This window comes from Actinocorallia sp. B10E7 (assembly GCF_039871655.1).
Classification (GTDB): Bacteria; Actinomycetota; Actinomycetes; order Streptosporangiales; family Streptosporangiaceae; genus Actinocorallia.
In genome coordinates, this window is the sequence record NZ_JBDPLZ010000002.1 from 335,359 (window position 1) to 357,593 (window position 22,235).

Genomic DNA, 22,235 nt, shown 5'->3' on the forward strand with positions numbered 1-22,235 from the left:
GCCGGGGGAGGCCGGAGCGGGAACCCCTGCTCAGACCCGCAGAGCTTCGGTGATCATGGGCTGGGAGCGCTCACCGGCCGGTCCGCGGCACCCGGAAGGCGGCCAGGTCGATCGCGTGGGCCATGGCGCGGGCGCCCTCGTCGTTGGGGTGCAGCCCGTCCCCGCAGTGCAGGTCCGGGTGGAAGTGATCGGGCCGCTCCGGGTCGCGCACGGCCGCGTCGATGTCCAGGCAGGCGTGGTACTCGGGGGTCCGGCGGATCCAGTCGTTGACGGCGGCGCGGACCCGGTCGCCGCTCTCGCAGTGGTAGCCGGAGGAGACCGTCCCGGCGTAGGGCGGCAGGGTCGCGCCGATCGGCACCACCCCCGCCTCCCGCGCCAGGCGGGCCAGGGTGGTGAAGCCCGCGATCATCTCCTCGGCGCCGGCCCCGGGCTCGCCGAGCATCGCGGGCAGGCCCAGGTCGTTGATCCCCAGCGCGATGATCACATGGGTGAGGCCGGGGACGGACAGCACGTCCGGCTGGAAGCGCAGCAGCCCCGCGGGCCCGAAACCGTTGTGCAGCAGGCGGTTGCCCCCGATGCCCAGGTTGAGCACGGGCAGGCCGAGCCGGCGGGACAGGTGGTCGGGATAGCGCTGGTGGGCGCCGGGGGTGGTGCCGGAGCCGTCGGTGAGGGAGTCGCCGAACGCGGCGACGAGGGGCTCGTCCTCGGAGCGTTCCAGTCTGAGGTCCACCCCTTTGATCCAGTAGAGGGAGGTGATCTCCTCCGCGAGGCCGGGTTCGGGCAGGGAGGCCGTGTTCCCGGGGGTGACGTAGCCGGTCTGCAATGCCTCGGGATGGTTGGTGGCAAGGCCGCTGTCCTCCACCACGTGGAGGCTGATCGCGAGTTCGGAGTCGTCGGGGACCTCGAGGCCGGTGAGGTCGCTGACCACCTCGGTGCCGGGCACGATCTCCACCGACTCCGAGCCGCCGAACGTCAGCCTGGCCTGGCCGTCGGCGACCCGCCCGCCGCCCAGATGGCGGCCGGCCCAGGCCTCGCCGATGCGCAGCGGGCCGCTGCCGAACTGGTTGCTCAGCCACACCCGCAGCTCCGGGCCGCCCCGGTGCAGGTGGACGACCTGCCGCACAGTGCGCCCGGTGAACCCGCCGCGCGGCTTGGTGAAGCTCAGGCCGCCGTAGGGACTGACCATCGCGGCCCGGTGCGAGGCCACCCACTGCACGCCCATACATGCTCCCTTCGTTCGCCGGGGGGGAACCCCGATCATCGCACAGGAATAACAAGCAAATGCTTGGTAGGTGCATATTTGCTTGACGGTGTTTCCGCCGGGTAGGCATGGAGCATGCGCCTGTTCGAGGATCGGCTGTTCCAGATGTTCGCCGACCGCGCGCTGATGACCATGACGGGCGGCGGCGCCGAGTACGGCGAGTGCGCCCTCACGGCCTCCCGGATCACCGAGGGGGACGCCGAGAGCTGGCACCGGGAATGGACGGCCACCGCCGACATGGTCTCCGAATGGGCGGCCCGCAGCGACGACAAGGGGCACGCCGTCAGCGCGGCAGAGGCCTACCAGCGGGCGTCCACCTACTACCGCGTGGCCAACTTCCCGCTCTTCGGACACCCCGTGGACCCGCTCCTGGTCGAGACCTTCCGCAAGGAGGCCCACGCCTTCGAACGCTCGGCCGAACTGCGGCGGCTGCGCCCCCTCGAGGTCCCCTACGAGGGCGTCGAACTGCGCGGCTACCTCTGCCTGGCGGCCAAGGACGAGGTCCGCCCGACCGTGATCGCCGTCAACGGGTACGACTCCAATCTCCACGAGATGTACTGGTCCCACGCGATTCCGGCGTTGAAACGCGGATACCACTGCCTGCTGATGGACGGGCCGGGCCAGGGCCGCAACCTCATCGAGCACGGCCTGCACCTCCGGTGCGACTGGGAGCACGTCCTGGGGCCGATCATCAAGAAGCTCCTCACCTACGGGGAAATCGACGAGGAGCGGCTGGCCGTCATGGGCTGGAGCTTCGGCGGCTACCTGGCTGCCCGCGGCGTGGCGGGCGACCCGCGGGTGAAGGCGCTGGTCGTCGACCCCGGTCAGTGGGACCAGCTCGACCTGCTGCGCGAGGTCGCCCCCTTCCCAGAGGAGATCAAGGAGGCCCTCCCGGACCTGGATCCCGCCGTGCTGGAACCCCACATGGAGCAGTTCCTGGAGGACCCCGTCCACTACTGGCAGCTGGTCCGGCGCGGCCAATGGGTCCACGGCGTCGGCTCACCCGCCGAGTACATCCTTGACCTCGCCCGCTACAACATCTCCGAGGTCGTCGACCGCATCACCTGCCCCACCTTCGTCGCCACCGCCGAGGCCGACCTGCTGTCCGCCCATGCCGGCAAGTTCTTCGCCCGCCTCCCCGGCCCCAAGACCCTCAAGGCCTTCACCCGCGCCGAGGGCGCCGCCGGCCACTGCGAGCTGTGGAACCGCTCGCGCTTCACCCAGCAGGCCTTCGACTGGCTCTCCGAGACCCTCCGCTGGCCCGTCGCCCGCTCCCTCTTCTGATCCGACCCGGCCGCCCTCGTCCGCGGGGCCCGCCGGGTCGGCGTGTTCCCGCCCGATCCTGAGCCCCTCCCCTGTTGCGCTTTAAGAATGATAATGGTTATCGTTCTCCGCAACTTCGGGCTTCCGCGAGGAGGAGACGGTGGGACGGCTGTTGATGGTGGAGAGCTGGGTGGGGGCCATGAGCACCCTGCTGCCCCGGGCCATCGGGGAGGCGGGGCACGGGTTCACGTTCCTCACCCGCGACCTGGGGCACTACCTGCGCTCCCGGCAGGGAGGGGAGACGCATCCGCTGCTGGGTGCGGAGAACGTCCTGACGGCGGAGACGAACGACCTGCCGGAGCTGCTGGAACGGGCGGAACGGCTGCAGGAGGTGTTCGGCTTCGACGGGGTGCTCACCTCATGCGACTACTACCTCCCGGCCGTCGCGCACCTCGCGCGGCGGCTGGGGCTGCCGGGCGCCGCGCCCGAGGCGGTGGAGCGGGCCTGCCGCAAGGACCTCGCCCGGCGTGCGCTGACCGAGGCGGGGGTGGCCGGTCCCCGGTACGCGGTGACACGGGACTGGCCGGAGACCCTGGAGGCCGCCGGAGAGCTCGGCTTCCCCCTGGTGATCAAGCCGGTCGACCTCTGCGCGGGCATGTACGTGCGCAAGGTCTCCTCGGAGGCGGAGCTGAGGGAGGCGTTCCTGGCGCTGGAGGGCTTCCCGGTCAACGCCCGGGGACAGGCGCGCAGCCCGCTGGTGCTGCTGGAGGAACTGCTCCACGGGCCGGAGGTGAGCGTTGAGACCGTCACCTTCGAGGGGGACACCCGGGTCGTCGGGGTGACGGACAAGAGCCTGGCGGGGGAGCCGTGGTTCGTGGAGAGCGGCCACATGTTCCCCGCCCGCCTCGCGCCGGAGGCGGCCGAGGGCGCCGCCGCCCTGGCGGTCGCGGCGCTTGAGGCGCTCGGATTCGACCACGGCGTGGCGCACACCGAGATCAGGCTGACCCCGGACGGGCCGAGGCTGGTCGAGGTCAACCCCCGGCCCGCGGGCAACAGGATCACCGAGCTGGTACGCCGGGTCACCGGGATCGACCTGGCGCTGGCGCACGCGCGGCTCGCGCTCGGCGAACGCCCCGATACCAGGCCGGTGGACACCGGAGTGCGCAGTGCCGCCGTCGTGTTCCTGGTGCCCGGACGGACGGGGCGGATCGCCTCCATCGACGGCGTACCGGACGTGCCGGAGGCCGTGGACGTCGAGGTCAGGCCGGTCGGGCACCGCGTGGGCGACACGACCAGCAACAACGGCTACCTCGGCCACGTGCTGGTCGTCGACACCGCAGGGGACGGGGCGCTGGCCCGGGCCGAGGAGTTGGCCGCGGGCATCCGCGTGGAGTACGCGGCATGACGGCCCCGGTCACCGTCGCCGAGCTGACGGACAGGGTGCTGGCGGGCGGGCTGGGCGCCGACCCGGCCCGGGCACGCGTCAGCGTGGCCTTCACGATCCGGCAGGGGGCACGGCACGCCACACGGTCCCGCGCCTACCGCAACGAGGTCGTCGGCCTCCGGGTCGGGCGGGCCGTGGGATCCTGCGCGGTCGAGCCGGACGACCCGGCCGCGTCGGCAGCCGAGGAATGCGCGGGAGAGACCGTGGCGTCGCTGCTGGACCACGAGTCGCAGGCCCTGCGCATCGCCGCGCTGGACGCCTACCTGATGGACAACCACCCGCACACGGCCCCGTCGGTCGTGATCCCGTCCGGTACATCCCTGGAGAAGTCGCTGGCCAGGGCCCGCTCCGTCGTGGAACTGCTGCCGTCGTCGGTGGAGCGGGTGCTGGTGGTCGGGGTGGTCAACTCCCTCCTGCACTGCCTGCGGGAACGGGGCACCGACTACGTGCCCTGCGATCTCAAAGGCGGGACGACCGAGTACGGGGAGGCGGTCCGCACGGACGCCTTCGCGGAACTCGGCGCGTGCGACGCCGTCCTGGCGTCCGGGATGACGCTGGCCAACGGCACCTTCGAGCCGCTGCTGGCGCACGCGCGCAGGACCGGGACGCCGCTGGCGCTGTTCGCCCAGACGGGCAGCGCGGTCCTGCCGTGGTTCGTCGGCGCGGGCGTGAGCGCGGTGTCGGCAGAGCCGTACCCGTTCTTCTGGCTGGACGGCGGGCCGAGCGTCATCTACCGCTACCGGGAGCCGCGATGCTGGAACTGATCGGGAACACGCCGCTCGCCCGGATCACCGCGCCGCTGCCGTTCGCCCACGGCGGGTTCTGGGCCAAGCTCGAAGGGCTCGGCCTCGGCGGGATGAAGGCGCGGGCCGCGGCGTCGATGCTGCTGGCCGCGCGGGCCAGGGGAGAGTTGCGGCCCGGCGCGGCCGTCGTGGAGTCCACCAGCGGGACGCTCGGGATCGGATTGGCGTTCGCCGGGCGGACGCTGGGGCATCCGGTGGTGCTCGTCGTGGACGACGAACTCGAACCGGGGATGCGGGCACTGCTGCGCGCGCACGGGACGAGGCTGGAGGTCGTGGACCGGCCGCATCCGGAGGGCGGCTGGCAGCAGGCGAGACTCGACCGGTTGCGTGCCGTGCTGGACTCCCTGCCGGGCGCCTACTGGCCGGACCAGTACAACAATCCCGACAACGCGCGGGGATACGCCTCGCTCGCACGGGAGATCGCCGAGCGGCTCGACCGGGTGGACGTGCTGGTGTGCAGCGTCGGCACCGGCGGGCACAGCGCGGGGGTCTCCCGGGCGCTGCGCGCCTACTGGCCGGGGCTGCGCCTGGTCGGGGTGGACTCGGTGGGGTCCACGATCTTCGGCCAGCCCGCGCGGAGGCGGCTGATGCGGGGGCTGGGCAGCAGCATCCATCCCCGCAACGTCGCCTACGGGGCGTTCGACGAGGTGCACTGGGTGGGGCCCGCCGAGGCCGTCGACACCTGCCGGCGGATGGCGGAGGGCTGCTTCGTCACCGGCGGGTGGAGCACGGGCGCGGTCGCGAGGGTCGCCGCCTGGGCCGCGCGCCGGGAGCCCGGGGCGGAGGTCGTGGCCGTGTTCCCCGACGGGCCGGAGCGCTACCTCGGCTCGGTCTTCGACGACGGCTACCGCCGGGCGCACGGCCTGCACCTGCCGCCCCGCACGCATCCGGTGGAGATCGCGCAGGCGGACTCCGTCGAGGTGTCGGGGTGGGCGCGGTGCCGCACCGTCGTGGACCCCCGCCGGGTGGAGGTGCCCGCGTGAGGCTGGAGTGGGAGACCGCGACACTGGCGCTGCGGGAGCCCTTCCGCATCTCCCGGTCGGTGATGGACCGGCGCGAGGCGGTCTGGGTGAGCGTCGAGCACGAGGGGCTGCGCGGCCACGGGGAGGTCGTCGCCAGCCGCTACCGGGGGCTGGACGTGCCCCGGATCCTGGCGGCGCTCGGCGGGCTGACGGGCTTCACAAGCCCCGAAGACCTGCTGGACGGTCTCGGCTCACTGCCCGCGGGAGTGCGGGCCGGGGTGGACGCGGCGGTCCACGACCTGCTCGGCAAGCGGAGCGGCCTGCCGGTGTACGGGCTGCTCGGGCGGGCACGGCCAAAGGTGCCGACGGCGTACACGATCGGGCTGGACCAGGATCCCGGGACGGCGGCCGAACTGGTGTCGCGCGGCTTCACCCTGCTCAAGCTCAAGCTGGGGAAGGAAGGCGTGCTGGAGCGGGTCGCCGCGGCGCGTGCCGCGGCCCCGGACGTCCGGCTGCTGCTCGATCCCAACGGGGCCTGGACGCCAGGGGAGGCCGTGAGGCTGCTGGACGGGCTGGTCCGCTTCGCGGTCGAGGCGGTGGAGCAGCCGATCCCGCCGGGCACGCCCGACGACCTCGCCCGGGTGAGCGCCCGTTCTCCGATCCCGGTCGTCGCGGACGAGGACGCCGCGACCCTGGAGGACGTGCGGCGGCTGGCGGGCGCGGTGCACGGCGTCAACGTCAAGCTCACCGAATGCGGCGGGATCCGCGCGGCCGAGGAGATCCTGCGCTTCGCCGAGGGCGCGGGCCTGGACGTCCTGCTCGGCTGCCAGGTGGGCAGTTCGCTGGGCGTCGCGCCGGCCGTCCACCTGGCGGGGGCGGTGCGCTGGGCCGACCTGGACGGGCACCTGCTGCTGGCCGGAGACCCCTGGACGGGGCTCGGCGGGCACGACGGGACCCTGCGGGCGGGCGAGGCGCCCGGGCTGGGGGTGCGGCGGGTATGAGAGGGCAACCCCTGGCCGTGCGGGTGCTGCTGGTCAACCAGTTCGGCGTCAACACCGGCTTCTACCTGCTGGTCCCCTACCTGGCCGTGCACCTCACCGGAGACCTCGGCCTGTCGGCGGCGCTCACCGGGGTCGTTCTGGGCGTGCGCAACCTCAGCCAGCAGGGCCTGTTCCTCATCGGTGGCTCGGCGGCCGACCGGCTCGGGGCCCGAAACGTGATCATCGCGGGCTGCGGATTGCGGGCCGTCGGGTTCGGGCTGTTCGCGTTCGGAGGGTCGCTGCCGGTGCTGCTGGGCGCGGCGGTGCTCAGCGGGCTGGCGGGCGCGCTGTTCAACCCGGCCGTGCGCGCCTACATCGCGGTCGAGGCGCCCGACAAGGCCGAGGCGTTCGCGTTGTTCAACGTGTTCGCGCAGGCCGGGGCGCTGTGCGGGCCGCTGCTGGGCGCACTCCTGCTGATGGTGGACTTCCGGGCGGCGGCGGTGACGGCTGCGGTGATCTTCGCGGTGCTCACCGTCGCGCAGGTCCTCGTCCTGCCCGCGAGAAAGGTGCCGCCCAGCGACACCACGGTGCTCGGGGACTGGCGGGCCTGCCTGGCCGACCGCCGGTTCATGGCCTTCACCCTGGCGCTCAGCGGCATGTTCGCGCTGCAGAACCAGCTCTATCTCGTCCTGCCGCTGGCGGCCAGGGAGGCGACGGGGCGGGCGGAGTCCACGGCGCTGCTCTTCCTCGTCGGGACGGTGGCCTCGCTGCTGCTCCAGGTGCGGATCACCCGGTACTTCGACCGGGCGGCGAGCCGGTACCGGTCCATCACGCTGGGGCTGGCGGTGATGGGGGCGGGGTTCCTCGTCCCGGCGCTGCTGCCCGGCCTGCCCTCGGTGCTGGTCGCGGTGCTGTGCCTCGAAATCGGTGTGATGATCGCCCAGCCGTTCGTGTACGAGCTGATCGGCGTCTTCGGCGGGGAGCAGCGCTCCGGAACCTACTTCGGCATGTTCTACCTGGTCTCCGGCGTGGTGGCCGCGGTCAGCACCGCCCTCATCGGCTGGGCCGGCGACGGCGGGACGGTGCTGTGCGCAGCGATCGGCCTCTCCTGCGCCGCGGCCACGGCCGTCCTGGGCGGCAGGACCACGGCGGCGGTGGCGCGATGAACTTCCTCACCGACAACCCGGCGCTCTACGAGGCGCAGTTCCCGGATCCGGAGCACGCCGCCGCGCGGTTCGTGGACGGGCTCGTCCGGCGGTTCGGGGCGGAGCGGAGCGTGCTGGACGTCGGCTGCGGCACCGGCCGGGACGCCGGGTACCTGACGGGTCTGGGCTATGAGGCGGCCGGGATCGACGTGTCCGGGCCGATGCTGGAGTACGCGCGGCGGCGTCACCCGGGAGTGGCGTTCACCCGCGCCGACATGCGCGACTTCCGGCTGGGCGCCCGGTTCGGCGTGGTCACCTGCCTGGACAGCGCGCTGCTGTACTGCCACACCAATGACGACCTCGTGGCGTTCCTGGAACGCTGCCGCGCCCATCTGCGCCCCGGCGGGCTGCTGATCGCCGAGATGCGGAACGGGGCGTACTTCCTGAGCAACCCCGTCCCCGAACCCTTCACCAGAACGGTCGTCCACGACGGCGTCCCCCACACCTCCCACACCACCCTGTGGATCGATCACGAGGCACAGCTGCTGCGCCGGCGCCGCCGGTGGACGCGGCCGGGCGGGGAGCCGCTCGACCAGCGTTCGGCCTGGCGGCTGCTCTTCCCCCGGGAACTGGAGTTCCTGCTGGCCTCCTGCGGCTTGGAGGTGCTCGCCCTCTTCGACGGGCCGGGCCCGCGCGCCGAACCGCACTCCGGTCCGCCGCTGTCCGGCGACCGACTTCACGTTGTGGCACGAATCAAAGGAAACTGACATGGATTACCCCCTGAGCCGCCGCGGGCTGCTCGGCCTCGGCCTGGCCGCCGGAGCCGCGCTGCTGACCGGCTGCGGCACCCCCTCCTCCTCGGCGTCCGGCGGAGGGCGGCTACGGGCCGCCTTCGCGGGAGGCGGGGCGACCGAGACACTCGACCCCCACCTGGCGAACCTGTTCAACGAGGCGGCGCGGGCCAAGGCGATGTTCGACAAGCTCGCGGACCTCGGCTCCGACGTCTCCCCGCAGCCGCGGCTGGCCGCCCGGTGGGAGCCGTCGTCCGACTTCAAGACGTGGAGGATCTCCCTGCGGGAGGCGACGTTCCACGACGGACGGGCCGTGCGGGCCGCGGACGTGCTGGCCAGCTACGCGCGGATCCTCGACCCGGCCAAGACGTTCCGGGCCAAGTCCAGCCTCGCGTTGATCGACCTGCCGAACAGCAAGGCCGTGGACGAGCGGACCGTCGAGTTCGCGTTGAAGCGGCCGTTCGCGGAGTTCCCCAACGTGCTGGCGGCGTTCGGCGCCTACATCGTCCCCGAAGGGGCCACCGACTTCACCGAGCCCGTCGGCTCGGGGCCGTTCTCGTTCGTCTCCTGGAAGCCGGGACGGTCGGTGCTGCTGAAACGGAACCCGGACTACTGGGACGGGGCGCCGTTCATCGACGAGCTGGAGTTCCTCATCGCCAACGAGGAGGCCGCCCGGATGAACGCGCTCCTCGGAGGACAGGTCGAGTACGCCCACGACCTGTCGCCCGCGACGGCCCGCCAGTACTCCTCCCGCGCGACGTTCGTGAAGGCGCCGAACAGCTCGATGCAGGCGTTCGCCATGAAGGTCGACCGGCCGCCGTTCGACGACCGCGACCTGCGGGAGGCGATGTTCCTGCTCACCGACCGGCGGCAGCTCGTCGACACCGTCCTGCCGGGAGCGGGGCAGATCGGCAACGACCTGTTCGGCAAGGGTTACCTGCACTACGCCGCCGAGATCCCGCAGCGCGAGCACGACCTGGACCGGGCGAAGGCGCTGATCAAGAAGGCGGGAGCGGAAGGGCTGGCCGTCGAGTTGACCACGGCGCCCGTGGCGGCGGGGTTCGTCGAGGCCGCGACGGTCTTCGCCCAGCAGCTGCGCGCGGCCGGGCTGAAAGCCGAGATCAAGACGGGGAACAAGGACACCTACTGGTCCGACATCCTCACCAAGGGGACCCTGGCGAGCTTCCGGTCGGGGGCGATGCCGATCGAGACGCACATCGCGCAGCGGCTCCTCACCTCCTCCACGATCAACGCGACCCGGTGGATGAGGCCGGAATTCGACGCGCTGTACGAGAAGGCCGTCTCCGCGTCCGAGGCCGCGGACAGGGAAGGCGCGTACCTGGACATGCAGCGGACGCTGCACGCCGAGGGCGGGCTGCTGGTGTGGGGGTTCGCGGACTGGATCGTCGCCACGTCCTCCCGGGTCAAGGGAGTGGAGGCGGCGCCCTCCAACACACTGGACTGGGCCCGGTTCGACAAGGTCAAGCTGAGTTGAGACCGGCCGGATACGTCCGGCGGAGGCTGCCACTCGCGCTGGCGCAGGTGGCGGCCGTCGCCTCGGCGGTGTTCCTCCTCGCCGAAGTACTGCCGGGAGACGCGGCGGTGGTGCTCGCGGGAGACGACCCCGATCCGGAGCGGATCGTGCGGATCCGGGCGTCGCTCAGGCTCGACCGGCCGCTGCCCGAACGGTTCGCCGAATGGGCGGGCGGGCTGGCGCGGGGCGACTTCGGGGAGTCGCTGGTGTCGGGCCGCCCGGTGCTCGACCTCGTACTCGACGCGCTGTGGCCGACGGTCGTGCTCGCCTCGGCCACCCTGGCGGTGCTGGTGCCGCTGTCGGTCTGGGCAGGGGTGACGGCGGCACTACATGAAGGGGGACGTTTCGATCGGTGTCTGACGGCCGTCGGGGTGGCGCTGTACGCCGTGCCGGAATTCGCGCTGGCCGTCGTCCTGATCGTGGCGTTCGGCGGGCTGCTCCCGGTGACGGCACTGGGCGGACTCACTCCGGCGACGCTGGTGCTGCCGGTGGCGGTGCTCGTCGCCCGGCCGTTGTGCTCGCTGAGCCGACTGGTGCGGGCCGGGATGATCGACGCCCTCGCCTCGGGGTACGCGGTGCACGCTTCGCGGCTGGGCGTCCCCGAACGGCGGGTGCGGTACGTCCACGCGCTGCCCAACGCCGTCGCCCCGGCCGTCCAGCAACTCGCCCGCACCGTGGACTGGCTGCTCGGCGGCGTCATCATCGTCGAGGCGGTCTTCGTGATCCCCGGCCTCGGGACGCTGCTCGTCGACGCGGTGGCCGACCGGGACCTACCCGTCCTGCAGGGGCTCGCCGTGCTGTTCGCGGCGACGACCGTCCTGGTGAACCTGGCGGCCGACCTGGCCGCGTTTCGATCGGCTCCACGCGCATGAGAAGACTGCTCCTCGTCGTTCCGTTGTTCGTGGCGCTGTGCGGACCGTGGCTGTCGGCCTCCGGGGACACGCTGCACGGGGTCTCCTACGACCTGGGAACAGGATGGCTGGGGACGGACTTCGCAGGCCGGGACGTCTGGCAGCAGGTGCTGCTCGGTGGGCGGGGCCTGGCGACGGTCACCGTGCTGGCGACGGCAGGGGCGTATCTGCTCGGCGTGCTGTGGGGGCTGGCCGCGGCGACATCCCGGCGGCACCTGGCGGACGAACTGCTGATGCGCCCGCTCGACCTGCTGCTGGCGGTGCCGTCGCTGTTCCTGCTGCTCCTGCTCGCGACGCTCTTCCCGTCCGGGGGACTGGTGTGGATCGTGATGCTCATCCACCTGCCGGACATCGCCCGCCTGTCCCGCGCCGCCGCGCTGGAGGCGGCGCACAGCCCCGTCGTGGAGGCCCTGCGGCTCCAGGGGGAGAGCTGGTGGCGCACGACCGTCCACCACGTGGGCGGCTCGGTGGCCCGGACGCTCGCCGCGGACGCGGGCACCCGCCTGACCGGCACCCTCTACCTGGCGGCCGCCGCGAGCTTCCTCGGCGTCGGCGTCCCCCCGGACGCCGCCGACTGGGCCGTCATGATCGAACGCAATCGCGCCGGCCTGCTGCTCAACCCGTGGGCGGTCCTCGCCCCCGCCCTGATGATCATCATGTTGTCGGTGGGCCTGAACCTGTCCTTCGACCGCGCCCTGAGGAAACCATGATCGAAGTGACGGACCTGCGCATCACCCTCCAAGGCCGCGCCCTGGTGGACGGCGTGAGCTTCACGGCCGCCCCCGGGCAGACCGTGGCGCTGGTGGGGGAGTCCGGCAGCGGCAAGACGACCACCGGCCTGGCGCTGCTCGGAGAACTCCCGCGCGGAGCCCGCATGGACGGCGACGTGCGGATCGGCGGCCGCTGGCCGCCCCCGCGCGGCGCCGTCGCCTACCTGCCGCAGCACCCGTCATCGGTGCTCAACCCCGTGCGCCGGATCGGCTCCGTCCTGCACGAACTGGCTCGCCTGCACGGGACGAGCGTGCGGACCGCCCTCACCGACGCCCGCCTCCCGGGAGACGAGGAGTTCCTCCGGCGCTTCCCCCACCAGCTCTCCGGCGGCCAGCAGCAACGCCTGGTCCTCGCCCAGATCCTCCTGTCGGCGCCTTCCACTCTGGTGGCCGACGAACCCACCACCGGCCAGGACCCGCGGACCCGGGACGAACTGGCCGAGACCCTGGCCGCCCTGCCCGTCACCACCGTCCTGCTCTCCCACGACCTGGACCTGGTCCGCGGGCTGGCCGACCACGTCGTCGTCCTCCGCGAGGGGAAGGCCGTCGAAGCCGGACCCGACGTCCTGACCCGCCCGCGCGGCGACTACGCCCGAGCCCTCGTCGAAGCGGCCCGCCCGGCGCGGCCCAGCCCGTCGCCCCCGGCGTCAGGGCTCCCGTTCCTGGAGGTCAGAGGGCTCACCGCCGCGCACCGCCGACCCGTCCTGCACGACGTGGATCTCTCGGTGCCCCGGGGCGACCGCCTGGCCGTCGTCGGGCGCTCCGGCAGCGGCAAGACCACCCTCGCCCGCTGCCTGGCCGGCCTGCACCTTCCGAGAACCGGCACGATCACGTTGGACGGCCGTGTCCTCCCGGCCCGCAGGACCCGCCGTGACCTCTCCCGGATCCAGTACGTCTTCCAGGACTCCCGCGCCACCTTCGCTCCCGCCCGTCCCGTCCTCGACCAGGTACTCCGCACAGCCGTCCGCCTGCGCGCCCTGCCCCCGCCCGCCGCGAGGGCCGAGGCGCTGGAGACCCTGGCCGGCATGGGCCTGGACGAGCGGACCGTCCGCCGCCCCTCCCGCACCCTCTCCGGCGGCGAACTCCAGCGCGCCGCCCTGGCCCGGGCGCTGCTGGCCCGCCCCGACGTCCTCATCTGCGACGAGGTCACCTCGGCCCTGGATCCGCTGACCCGCGCGGAGATCCTGGACCTCCTCACCGGACGCCCCCTGACCCTGCTCCTCATCACCCACGACCCCGCCGTGGTGGCCCGCGCCACCCGCGTCCTCACCCTTTCCGACGGCCGTCTGGACCTCTCGGGAGCCGCCTCGCACCGGGCACCCGCCACCCGGGTCCCGGGTCCGTAGACTGGGGCGCATGATCTTCATCGTCGTGAAATTCCCCGTGAAGCCGGAGTACGCCGACGAGTGGCCGTCCCATGTGGAGGCGTTCACCCGGGCCACCCGCGCCGAGCCGGGCAACCTCTGGTTCGAGTGGTCGCGCAGCGTCGAGGACCCCGACACCTACGTCCTGGTCGAGGCGTTCCAGGACGACGCCGGTGCGGCCCACGTGAACTCCGACCACTTCCGCGCGGCCATGGAGACGATGCGTCCCCTCGTCCAGCGGGCCCCCGAGATCGTCAGTACCACGATCGAAGGCGCGGACGGCTGGAGCAGGATGGGCGAGCTCGGAATCGACTGACCGCCTGGAACCGGCGGACGCGCCGCGAAAGGCTGACACTTCCTGGCAGGTTTCGCGGGGAGGGTGGAGTCATGAGCGAACAGATGATCGCACTGGTGGCGGGAGCCACCCGAGGTGCGGGACGTGGAGTGGCCGTCGCGCTGGGGGAGATCGGCGCGACCGTCTACGTGACCGGGCGGACCGGTGGGGGCAGGCGGTCGGAGATGGACCGGCCCGAGACGATCGAGGAGACGGCCGAACTCGTCACCGCGGCGGGCGGGCGGGGAATCCCGGTCGTGGTGGACCATCTGGAGCGCGAGCAGGTCAAGGCGCTGGTCGAGCGGATCGACGCCGAGCAGGGGCGGCTCGACGTGCTGGTGAACGACATCTGGGGCGGCGAGCTGCTGACCGACTGGAACGCCAAGGTGTGGGAGCACTCCCTGGACGACGGGATGCGGATCCTGCGGCTGGCGGTCGACACCCACATCATCACCAGCCACTACGCCCTGCCGCTGCTCATCAGGAACCCCGGCGGGCTGGTGGTGGAGATGACCGACGGGACCGCCGAGTACAACGCCGACCACTACCGGATCTCCCTGTTCTACGACCTGGCGAAGGTGTCGGTGAACCGGCTCGGGTTCGCCCAGTCCGAGGAACTGGCGCCGTTCGGGGCGACCGCGGTGTCGTTGACCCCCGGCTGGCTGCGGTCGGAGCTCATGCTGGAGCACTTCGGCGTCACCGAGGAGAACTGGCGGGACGCGCTGGAGAAGGAACCGCACTTCGCCATCTCCGAATCCCCGCTGTTCGTGGGACGCGCGGTGGCGGCGCTCGCGACCGATCCGGATCGGTCCCGGTGGAACGGGCGGTCGCTGTCCAGCGGGCAGCTCGCGCAGGTCTACGGGTTCACCGACGCCGACGGCGGCCGACCGGACGCGTGGCGGTACATCGTGGAGGTCCAGGACGCAGGGAAGCCCGCGGACGTCACCGGTTACCGCTGATATAGGGAAGCCAGCCGTCCGGCGGTCTCCTCCATACGGGCGCGGAGTTCCGGCGGCTCCAGCACCTCCGCTTCGGGGCCGAGCCTGAGCAGCTGGTCGAAGGCGACATCGGGGTTCTCGACGGGCAGAGTGGTGACGACCCAGCCCTGCCCGTCGGGCTCCCCGGCCGCCGCACGGGCCCGTTCCTCGGCGGGCGGCTCGGTCACGCGGCGCAACGCCCGCATCCCGCCAGGGCTGAGCCGGACGGTGATCTCGTTCCTGAACATGGACGCGACGAACCGGGCCGACAGCTCGGCCCACGTCCCGGCGAGATCGAACGACTCGTCCCGCGCGAACACGGCACCCGTCTCCCGCAGGGAGGCGACCCTGTCCACCCGGTAGGTCCGGAACCGCCCCTTCACCGCCGCCACCAGGTACCAGATGCCGCCCTTGAGAACCAGCCCGTAAGGCTGCAACGTCCGCGTGTTCTCCCGGTAACCGATCTCGATCTCACGGTCCGCCCACACGGCGCGGGCCAGCTCCACGAGCAGCGGCGGCGGCTCGGCATCGGTCCACCAGCCGGGAATGTCCAGATGGAATCTCCGGCTGGTCCGCCCCGGCGCCTCCCGCAGCGGCTCGGGCAGCGCGGCGAGCAGCTTCAGCCGCGTCGAGGCCACCACATCGGCCAGCCCCATCTGATCGGCGGGCCCGTCCAGCCCGGCGAGGAACAACGCCTCCGCCTCGTCCCGCGTGATCCCCGTCAACCGCGTACGAAACCCTCCGACAAGCCGATACCCGCCGTGCCGCCCCTGCTCGGCGTAGACCGGAATCCCCGCCTCGGCCAGCGCCAGCATGTCCCGGTACACCGTCCGCTCGGACACCTCCAGCTCACCGGCCAGCTCACCGGCCGTCATGGCCCCGCGTGACTGGAGCAGCAACACCAGAGAGATCAACCGAGCGGCACGCACACCACACAACCTAAACGCGCGGAGCAGCCGCCGTTCGGGACGCGGTCGGCCGGGCGTCGGCGCGGACGTGCCATCCGTAGGGAATTCGAGACCGCGGCCCGGTCATCAGGCAGTCTGGGGGGATGCGGATCAGGAGCGGTGACGGTGTGGAGATCGGGTTCGAGGTCGTCGGGGACGGTCCTCCGCTGGTGCTGCTCCACGGGTTCTTCGGAGACCGGAGCACCTGGCATGCGGCCGGGTACGTCACCGGCCTCAGCGGCTACCGGCTGATCCTGATCGACGGGCGCGGCCACGGAACCAGCGGAGCCCCGCACGATCCGGCCGCGTATGACGTCGTCCGGCAGGGCGACGACGTCCTGGCCGTCCTGGACGCACTCGGGCTGGCCCGCGCGTCGATCTGGGGATCGTCGATGGGTGGGATCATCGCACTCCACCTGCTGGCCCGGCATCCCGAGCGGATCGACCGCCTCATCGCCACGGGCGCCCACGGCGACAGCGTGTCCGTACCGGCCGACGACCCTCTGCCGGAGACGCTCCGCACCGAAGGAGTCGAACCGTTCATCGCGCATTTGGGCGACCCGCCGACCTGGATGGTCGAAACGATGAGAGCGGCCGACCCGCTGGCGCTCGCGGCGCTGGCCGAAGCGCTCCCACGCCGGCGCAGCGCCCTGACCCGCCTCGCGGAAATCGACGCTCCCGTCCTGCTCATCGCGGGCGGTGAAGACCCCGGACTCCCCGACATCCGACGGACCGCAGACACGCTCCCCAACGGCAGACTGGCCGTCCTCGCGGGCTGCGGCCACTTCGACGCGTTCACACGCTCCGACCTCGCTCTCGCCGCTGCCGCGGGTGAACTCCCGCCCCTGCGGACGGGCTGACGCCCCGCAGCCTCCGGTCGATGGAAGTGAATGCCCTGACGAGGTCCTGCAAGCGAATCGAGAAGGGGATGAACCATGGCGAACAAGGCCGATCCTCTGGCGGAATTCCTCAGCCCCGCTGAGCTGGCCGAGGTCGAACGGCGATCCGCTCGCCTGCGGGCGGGGCTGCGGCTCGGTGAACTGCGCAAGCGGCTGGGATTCACCCAGGAGCAGGTCGCAGGGCGTATGGGGATCACTCAGCGGCGGGTGTCCGCGATCGAGACAGCGGCGCTGAACGACATCAAGGTGCCCACTCTCGTCGCCTACCTGGAAACCATGGGAGCCGAAATCGACCTTGGAGCCAGGTTCGAGGGAGGCGACCGGGTGGAGTTGCGCGCAAACCCGAGGCGTTCGTCCGTGCGTTGACGGTGGAGGAAGGGCGGAAGCTGCAGTGGATCACCCGCTCTGCCAAGGACCCGATCAAGCTGTGACGGGCGATCGTGGTGCTGATGTCCGCGCAAGGCCAGTCGTCCTCCGCGATCAGGTCGTTGATGCAGGACGGTGACGACTATGCGCGCCAGGTGGTGCACGCGTTCAACGAGCGGGGGTTCGATGCCCTGGACCCAAGATGGAGAGGGGGGCCGTCCGCTAGCGGTGACCTGGATCGCTGATGGAATCGTCGGTTCGTGTGGCCCTGGGACTTTACAAGGGGCACGGCCCCATGTGCCGGGAGGCGGCCATAGGCTCGGGATCATGGACGAGATCGAGTTGATCGGGCCGGCCAACGGCTATAGCAAGGTCGCTTCGGTGCCCGCCGGTGGACGTCTGGTCTGGACGTCCGGGCAGGTGCCCGTCGCCGCCGATGGGTCCGTGCCGGAAGGGTGGGAGGAACAGTCGCGGCTGGTCTTCCAGAATCTGACCGAAGCGCTGGCCGCGGGGGGAGCGGGATGGCGTGACGTCTTCAAGCTCACGCTGTACGTCGTCGATACGGGGCAACTGCCGGTCGTGCGGGCGGTGCGCGATGAGTTCGTGGACACCGAGCGGCCGCCGACGAGCTCGCTGGTCCAGGTCGCCGGGCTGTTCCGGCCAGACGTCCTGATCGAGGTCGAGGCTGTGGCGAGCGTGGGCTAGCGGCTCATCCCGCATCGAATCCCAGCAACGTTGGGAGACGAGCCACTAACCGGTGGTGAGGATGGTCTTGGTGGTGTCGCTGGTCATGTGGTCGCCGAGGACTTCGGGGGCGTCGTCGAGGTCGGCCAGGCGGGTGGTCACGGTCTCGGGCCGGAGCGCCTTGGCGGTGACGAGTTCGAGCACTCGGGGAATGAGGGTGCGGGTGTGGGCGCGGCCGATGTGCAGGGTGATGTTCCGGATGAAGAGCAGGCTGACGGGAATCCGGGCCGAGTGGTGCAGGGATCCCACGCTGCTGCACACGCCGTCGGGTGCCGTCTTGGCCAGTGCGGTGCGTACGCCCTGCGGGGTTCCGCTGATGTCCACGACCAGTGGGGCCAGGTCGCGGCGGCGCAGCTCGGAGGGGTGGATGGCCTCCAGGCCCAGCCGGGCGGCCTCCTCGCGCACCTGGCCGCGGGCGTCGCAGAAGGTGATGCGGCGAGCGCCCAGGGCCTGGGCCGTCAGCCCGGCGTACAGGGCGGTGCTGACGCTGAAGGGGTACCGGGCGGGGAGCGCGCCGATGATGAGGACCTCGGTGTCCGGGTCGCGTTCCAGCAGTCGCGGCAGGTGCGGGGCCACGTGGCGGAAGCCGTCGCAGACGGTGTCGGCCACGCTCGCAGCCGCGGCGGGCTCCACGCCCTCGGGCAGCGGAACGAGCATGGCGTCGGCGAAGGGGACCCCGACCAGGTCGGCGTAGGTGCCGCCCCAGTGTCCGCCGAGCAGCCCGAAACCGTACATCGACACGGGCGGCACGGCGCGGCAGCTTCCGGTCAGCCCGGCCCGGCAGGCGCCGCACTCCCCGCAGTTGATCTCGAAGGGGACCACCACGCGGTCGCCCACCTTCACGGTGCGCACCTGCGAACCGACGGCCACCACCTCGGCCACGCACTCGTGACCGAGCTGCAGTGGCAGGGGGAACGGCGTGCGGCCGAGCACCAGCGGCCGGTCCAGATCGCAGGTGGCCATGGCGATCGGGTGGACCGTGGCGCCCAGCGGGCCCGGCGGCGGAGGCGCGGGCACCTGGCGCCAGGCCAGCCGGCCGCCCGGCCCGGCGACCAGCGCCCGCATCCGCTCCCGTCCGGGCCTGACCCTCTCACGCGCCGCCGCCATGGCGGCCTCGCGCAGCCTGGACACCCGCTGCCCGGCGTTCCAGCCGAAGAGCGCCTTCGACGCGGCGGCCATATCGCGCGGATCGGTCGTGGCCAGTTGCCGCACAGTGCCGTACGGCCGGAATCGTGAAAGTGACATCTCGCCCCCTCAGCCCTCTCACCGTAACCCGGGATCTACCGGAGTCCCCGGCGCCCCGGGGACTGGAATGACACCCCACGCTGACCAGGGCGGAAGGGCCGACCGAACGCAGTACAGCCACCGGGAACCCCAAGCGCGGAACCGGAAGAGCCCACCCGGACGGGACGCAGCACATTACTGGTGCAGTGTCGTATCCAACTGTGTTGTATTCGAGGTGCGGCGCGGTCAGGCGCGGAATCGAATCTTTATTCGAGCCCTTCCTCGCGCCGATGGTAGTCGCTGGAGAGTTCGATCAGGGGGAGCTCCTGCAGCCCTACTTCGCTCAACCGGTGATTGACCTCGATTATCAGCACATTCCGCTCATGATCGATCTGGTCCATCAGGGCGAAGAGCCCCCTGACCACTTGCAGTTCGGCCGTGTGTATCGCGGGAGCGACCATGGTGAAGAAGACGTTGTGGTGCCGGTGGTCGGGATAGATCCGGCGGATCTCCTCCACGAATAGGCCAGTCAAGCGGCGGAGTTTGACGAGCTGCGCTGAGGCGAACCGCTTGAACTCCTCCCAGTCGGTTCGGCTTGAGAACATCGGTTCGAGGTCGGGCAGCGGGGTTTCGGTCACTGGGATGAAGTCGGCTACCAGCAGGTTTCCGGTTCTGGAGTAGAGCTTGCCAGTGTTCAGGGCGGTCAGGGTGTCGTCGATTGCCTGATTCAGATGTTTCAGCGAGAGTTCCATCATGCAGGTCTCGGTGAACGCGGGGCGATCGAAGATGACACGGAGCTGGGCCGCAGCTCGTCCCGCGAGTTCTTGATCAGGAAGGTTCGAGGGAGTCGACTGCGGTCGGGCCTGGATGGCGCCGTAGAGGGCCAGCGGGAATCCGGCGAGAGCGGTGAGCGCGCCGAGCACGCTGGAGAGTTTGTCGGCACTGTCCAGGCCGATATATGCGAAGAGCGCGCCGAGCCCCACCAGGGCGACACCGACCGCTATGCCCACTGCCGCCCGGACCCGGCGAGAAATGTCCATGTCCGTGACATTCTCTATCGTTTCCCCGGATGGATGTGAGGCCGACACGCGGGTACCGCGCGCTTAAAAGCCGTTTCGATTCGTGAGTTTCGGCGGCAAGAGATGTTTGCTGGTGGCTGCCGTATCCAGGCGTATCGTGTTCGTGGGCTATCGCGACGGGTCTGTGATCAGCTTCGTGGATCCCGGGATGGTGACGACGAAGTGGGGTTTCCAGCAGTCGGCTTCTTCGGTCGCGGTCTCCCGCTCGCATCCTCGGCAGATGAGGTTGGGGCCATTGGATCCGTCGGGGCCGCAGCAGCCCATCGAGCGGGTCGGATCGGGGTGGCGCGTGGTGCCCGTGACGTCGCCGGGGTTGAGGACGAATCCGCCGTCCCGGCTGGGCGTGTAGGTACCGGCCAGGAGGTAGGGCCGGCCCGGTATGTCCTGCGCGGGGCCGGAGGCCGACTGGATGTCGCTGGTGAGCCGCTGAGAGCAGCGGGCACAGATGAGGAACGGCACACAGGAATGCTCGCATCGGATGCCGTCGGCGGCGTTCTCAGGTGCTGGCGGACCTCGGAGACGGGGCTGTCTCCTCGGTCATTCGAGGAGGCGATCCCGTGGCCTAAGAGGGCGGAGCTCGGGGAAGCGGTGCTCGTCCTCAGCGGAGCGGTCGCCTGCGGGTCGAGGTTGACGGGAATCTCGAAGCGGACCAGGGACTCCATGGTCGCCGGCTCGGCGCCGAGGCTCCTATCGGACCTCGGCCTCGTAGGGCAGGCTGGGCGGGACCGTCGACGGTGTCGAGGGCGCGGCAGGGACCCGCTCCAGTGGTTCGGTTCAGGTGTCTCGGAGGCGGTCCAGGAAGGGGCGGAACTCGGAGGGGGTGAAGCAGAGGACGGGGCCGTCGGGGTGCTTGGAGTCGCGGACGGCGACGATGTGTTGAGCTGTGGCTAGTTCGATGCAGTTGCTCTGGTTTTCGCCGGATTCGCTGTAGCTGCTCTTGCGCCATGAGGCCTGGAGTGAACCTGCGGTGGTCATGTCAGCTCCCGAGACTGTGTTCCAGGAGGTCGGCGAACTGTTCGAGCCTGGCTCGTGTCGTCTCCTCGGTGAGAGCCAACTCCTGGAGATGGTCATAAGCAAGGGCGTAGCGGGCGGTTTCTGTTCTGTCGGTGACGACGGTGCTTCCGGTCAGGGTGTCGAAAAGGGGGACGGTGCCCATGCCGGGGACGTCGAGCAGGATGAATCCCCTGGTGGTGCCGGGGTGCGAGGGGAGGGTGAACGGGAGGAGCCGGAGGGACACGTGGTCCAGGTCGCTCATGTGGAGGAGATGATGGATCTGCTCGTACATCACCTGGTGGCCGCCGGTGGTCAGGTGGAGCGCGGCTTCTCCGATGATGAAATGGAAGTCCGGGGGGAGAGGACCTGCCAGGAGTTCCTGCCGGGCCATGCGGAGGTCCACCAGGCGTCTGATCTCCTGGCGGGAACGGGACGTGATGCCGGAGCCGCATACCGCTTCGATGTAACCGCGGACCTGGAGCAGCCCGGGCACGATGCCGAACTCGAAGTTCTTGATCCGGGTCGCCGTCAGTTCCAGCTCGAAGAGCCGGCTGTGCTTGGCCAGGCGGTTGGTGATGGGCCGGGCGAGCTCCATGAGCTGGAGGCGTTTGGCCTCGTCGGTGATCTCGTAGAAGGCGAGAAGGCTGAGTACGTCCCGTTCCCGGATGTGGACCTGGCCGTTCTCGATGCGGCTCAGGGATGCGGTGGAACGCCGGACCTTGGCCGCGGCCACCTTGATGGTCAGCCCTTGGGCCTTGCGGATGAGCCGAAGTTCTTCGCCCAGACGGCGGGCCCGTTCGCTTTGCGTGGTATCGGACATCAAGCGCTCCCCGTGGTTTCTTGATGTCATTCTGTGACTGAAGCGGTGGCCTCGAGGAGAGAACGCCGAGGCCCGGAAATTTCCACTTCGGAAATCCGGCGGTCGCTGCTGAGCTGCTCTTTCCTCTGTCGTAACGCCGTCATCCTGTCGCTGAGCCGCTCATGAGGAGCAGCACCGCGGAGTCGGGGAGGCGGGATGGGGTCGCTGGTGGTGTGGGGGAACGTCGGGTTCGACGGGGAGGAGTGGGCGGTCGGGGCGGCCCGTAGGTATGTGCGGGGGTTGCTGGAAGGGGAGGGTGTTGAGACCGGCGAGGCGTTGCTCGTCGTCAGTGAGCTGGCGACGAACGCGGTGGCGCATGGCGGGGAGGGCGGGTTCGAGGTGGTGGTCGCGGGCGGCGCGGACGTGGTGCGGGTTGAGGTGAGCGACTCGGGGGCGGAGGAGAGGCCGCGGGTCCGGGAGGCCGGTGAGGAGGACGAGACGGGGAGGGGGCTGACGCTCGTCGAGGCGGTGGCTCGCCGGTGGGGAGTTCGGTGGGAAGAGCACCGCACCACGGTGTGGGCGGAGCTGGAAAGGAGATCGGCCTCCCCCTCAGTGGAAGGGGAGGCCGGTCGGTGACGGTTGGGA

At 71.1% G+C, this 22,235-nt stretch carries 24 protein-coding genes; 17 read left to right on the forward strand and 7 right to left on the reverse strand.

Annotated elements, in window-relative coordinates; translation table 11 throughout:
• Positions 1–70: 70 nt before the first annotated feature.
• A complete protein-coding gene (locus ABGB12_RS06600; RefSeq protein ID WP_347675362.1) occupies positions 71–1,222 on the reverse strand; it encodes a GDSL-type esterase/lipase family protein in 1,152 nt (383 codons plus the stop codon).
• 114 nt (positions 1,223–1,336) lie between these two features.
• Here ABGB12_RS06600 and ABGB12_RS06605 point away from each other — a divergent pair, with 114 nt between their 5' ends.
• The 13 genes from ABGB12_RS06605 to ABGB12_RS06665 all read left to right on the forward strand — a co-directional run bounded on the left by ABGB12_RS06605 (position 1,337) and on the right by ABGB12_RS06665 (position 14,521).
• Positions 1,337–2,545: an alpha/beta hydrolase gene (locus ABGB12_RS06605; protein ID WP_347675363.1), complete on the forward strand. Its 1,209-nt coding sequence runs from the start codon at positions 1,337–1,339 to the stop codon at positions 2,543–2,545.
• Between the two features lie 139 nt (positions 2,546–2,684).
• Positions 2,685–3,929, forward strand: a complete 1,245-nt coding sequence (locus ABGB12_RS06610) for an ATP-grasp domain-containing protein (protein WP_347675364.1) — start codon at positions 2,685–2,687, stop codon at positions 3,927–3,929.
• Complete coding sequence (locus ABGB12_RS06615; protein ID WP_347675365.1) at positions 3,926–4,732, forward strand: DUF364 domain-containing protein; 807 nt, start codon at positions 3,926–3,928, stop codon at positions 4,730–4,732. Before ABGB12_RS06610 ends, ABGB12_RS06615 begins: the two co-directional genes overlap by 4 nt.
• Positions 4,720–5,754 carry a PLP-dependent cysteine synthase family protein gene (locus tag ABGB12_RS06620; protein ID WP_347675366.1) on the forward strand — a complete coding sequence of 345 codons (1,035 nt, stop codon included), beginning with the start codon at positions 4,720–4,722 and terminating at the stop codon, positions 5,752–5,754. The genes ABGB12_RS06615 and ABGB12_RS06620 overlap by 13 nt, the downstream gene beginning before the upstream one ends.
• Entirely contained in the window at positions 5,751–6,734 is a 984-nt protein-coding gene (locus ABGB12_RS06625; RefSeq protein ID WP_347675367.1) for a dipeptide epimerase, read from the forward strand. The genes ABGB12_RS06620 and ABGB12_RS06625 overlap by 4 nt, the downstream gene beginning before the upstream one ends.
• Positions 6,731–7,879, forward strand: coding sequence for an MFS transporter (locus ABGB12_RS06630; RefSeq protein WP_347675368.1), 1,149 nt, complete (start codon positions 6,731–6,733; stop codon positions 7,877–7,879). Before ABGB12_RS06625 ends, ABGB12_RS06630 begins: the two co-directional genes overlap by 4 nt.
• Entirely contained in the window at positions 7,876–8,625 is a 750-nt protein-coding gene (locus ABGB12_RS06635; protein WP_347675369.1) for a class I SAM-dependent methyltransferase, read from the forward strand. Before ABGB12_RS06630 ends, ABGB12_RS06635 begins: the two co-directional genes overlap by 4 nt.
• Position 8,626: 1 nt before the next feature.
• The gene (locus ABGB12_RS06640; protein ID WP_347675370.1) at positions 8,627–10,144 is read left to right on the forward strand and encodes an ABC transporter substrate-binding protein; all 1,518 of its coding nucleotides are present in this window, start codon (positions 8,627–8,629) and stop codon (positions 10,142–10,144) included.
• Positions 10,141–11,055 carry an ABC transporter permease gene (locus ABGB12_RS06645; protein ID WP_347675371.1) on the forward strand — a complete coding sequence of 305 codons (915 nt, stop codon included), beginning with the start codon at positions 10,141–10,143 and terminating at the stop codon, positions 11,053–11,055. Before ABGB12_RS06640 ends, ABGB12_RS06645 begins: the two co-directional genes overlap by 4 nt.
• Positions 11,052–11,804 (forward strand): ABC transporter permease subunit, encoded by a 753-nt coding sequence (locus ABGB12_RS06650; RefSeq protein ID WP_347675372.1) that lies wholly within the window; start codon positions 11,052–11,054, stop codon positions 11,802–11,804. The genes ABGB12_RS06645 and ABGB12_RS06650 overlap by 4 nt, the downstream gene beginning before the upstream one ends.
• Positions 11,801–13,210 carry an ATP-binding cassette domain-containing protein gene (locus tag ABGB12_RS06655; RefSeq protein WP_347675373.1) on the forward strand — a complete coding sequence of 470 codons (1,410 nt, stop codon included), beginning with the start codon at positions 11,801–11,803 and terminating at the stop codon, positions 13,208–13,210. The genes ABGB12_RS06650 and ABGB12_RS06655 overlap by 4 nt, the downstream gene beginning before the upstream one ends.
• 10 nt (positions 13,211–13,220) lie before the next feature.
• On the forward strand, positions 13,221–13,544 hold the full coding sequence (locus ABGB12_RS06660; protein WP_347675374.1) for a putative quinol monooxygenase: 324 nt from the start codon (positions 13,221–13,223) through the stop codon (positions 13,542–13,544).
• Positions 13,545–13,615: 71 nt separating this feature from the next.
• Positions 13,616–14,521 (forward strand): SDR family oxidoreductase, encoded by a 906-nt coding sequence (locus ABGB12_RS06665; protein WP_347675375.1) that lies wholly within the window; start codon positions 13,616–13,618, stop codon positions 14,519–14,521.
• On the opposite strand, the gene ABGB12_RS06670 is transcribed toward ABGB12_RS06665, so the two are convergent.
• The gene (locus ABGB12_RS06670; protein WP_347675376.1) at positions 14,512–15,468 is read right to left on the reverse strand and encodes a YafY family protein; all 957 of its coding nucleotides are present in this window, start codon (positions 15,466–15,468) and stop codon (positions 14,512–14,514) included. The genes ABGB12_RS06665 and ABGB12_RS06670 overlap by 10 nt on opposite strands.
• A 122-nt stretch (positions 15,469–15,590) precedes the next feature.
• Between ABGB12_RS06670 and ABGB12_RS06675 the strand changes: the two genes are divergently transcribed.
• The 3 genes from ABGB12_RS06675 to ABGB12_RS06685 all read left to right on the forward strand — a co-directional run bounded on the left by ABGB12_RS06675 (position 15,591) and on the right by ABGB12_RS06685 (position 17,456).
• Positions 15,591–16,346 carry an alpha/beta hydrolase gene (locus ABGB12_RS06675; protein WP_347675377.1) on the forward strand — a complete coding sequence of 252 codons (756 nt, stop codon included), beginning with the start codon at positions 15,591–15,593 and terminating at the stop codon, positions 16,344–16,346.
• A gap of 75 nt (positions 16,347–16,421) precedes the next feature.
• On the forward strand, positions 16,422–16,751 hold the full coding sequence (locus ABGB12_RS06680; protein ID WP_347675378.1) for a helix-turn-helix domain-containing protein: 330 nt from the start codon (positions 16,422–16,424) through the stop codon (positions 16,749–16,751).
• Between the two features lie 327 nt (positions 16,752–17,078).
• On the forward strand, positions 17,079–17,456 hold the full coding sequence (locus ABGB12_RS06685; protein ID WP_347675379.1) for a RidA family protein: 378 nt from the start codon (positions 17,079–17,081) through the stop codon (positions 17,454–17,456).
• 45 nt (positions 17,457–17,501) lie between these two features.
• Here ABGB12_RS06685 and ABGB12_RS06690 read toward each other — a convergent pair whose 3' ends face one another.
• The 5 genes from ABGB12_RS06690 to ABGB12_RS06710 all read right to left on the reverse strand — a co-directional run bounded on the left by ABGB12_RS06690 (position 17,502) and on the right by ABGB12_RS06710 (position 21,611).
• A complete protein-coding gene (locus ABGB12_RS06690) occupies positions 17,502–18,740 on the reverse strand; it encodes an alcohol dehydrogenase catalytic domain-containing protein (RefSeq protein WP_347675380.1) in 1,239 nt (412 codons plus the stop codon).
• A gap of 245 nt (positions 18,741–18,985) precedes the next feature.
• Positions 18,986–19,759 carry a hypothetical protein gene (locus tag ABGB12_RS06695; protein WP_347675381.1) on the reverse strand — a complete coding sequence of 258 codons (774 nt, stop codon included), beginning with the start codon at positions 19,757–19,759 and terminating at the stop codon, positions 18,986–18,988.
• Between the two features lie 147 nt (positions 19,760–19,906).
• On the reverse strand, positions 19,907–20,257 hold the full coding sequence (locus ABGB12_RS06700; protein WP_347675382.1) for a hypothetical protein: 351 nt from the start codon (positions 20,255–20,257) through the stop codon (positions 19,907–19,909).
• Between the two features lie 315 nt (positions 20,258–20,572).
• Positions 20,573–20,773 (reverse strand): DUF397 domain-containing protein, encoded by a 201-nt coding sequence (locus tag ABGB12_RS06705; protein WP_347675383.1) that lies wholly within the window; start codon positions 20,771–20,773, stop codon positions 20,573–20,575.
• Position 20,774: 1 nt separating this feature from the next.
• On the reverse strand, positions 20,775–21,611 hold the full coding sequence (locus ABGB12_RS06710) for a helix-turn-helix transcriptional regulator (RefSeq protein ID WP_347675384.1): 837 nt from the start codon (positions 21,609–21,611) through the stop codon (positions 20,775–20,777).
• A 195-nt stretch (positions 21,612–21,806) separates the two neighbouring features.
• Between ABGB12_RS06710 and ABGB12_RS06715 the strand changes: the two genes are divergently transcribed.
• Positions 21,807–22,226 carry an ATP-binding protein gene (locus ABGB12_RS06715; protein ID WP_347675385.1) on the forward strand — a complete coding sequence of 140 codons (420 nt, stop codon included), beginning with the start codon at positions 21,807–21,809 and terminating at the stop codon, positions 22,224–22,226.
• Positions 22,227–22,235: the final 9 nt, after the last annotated feature.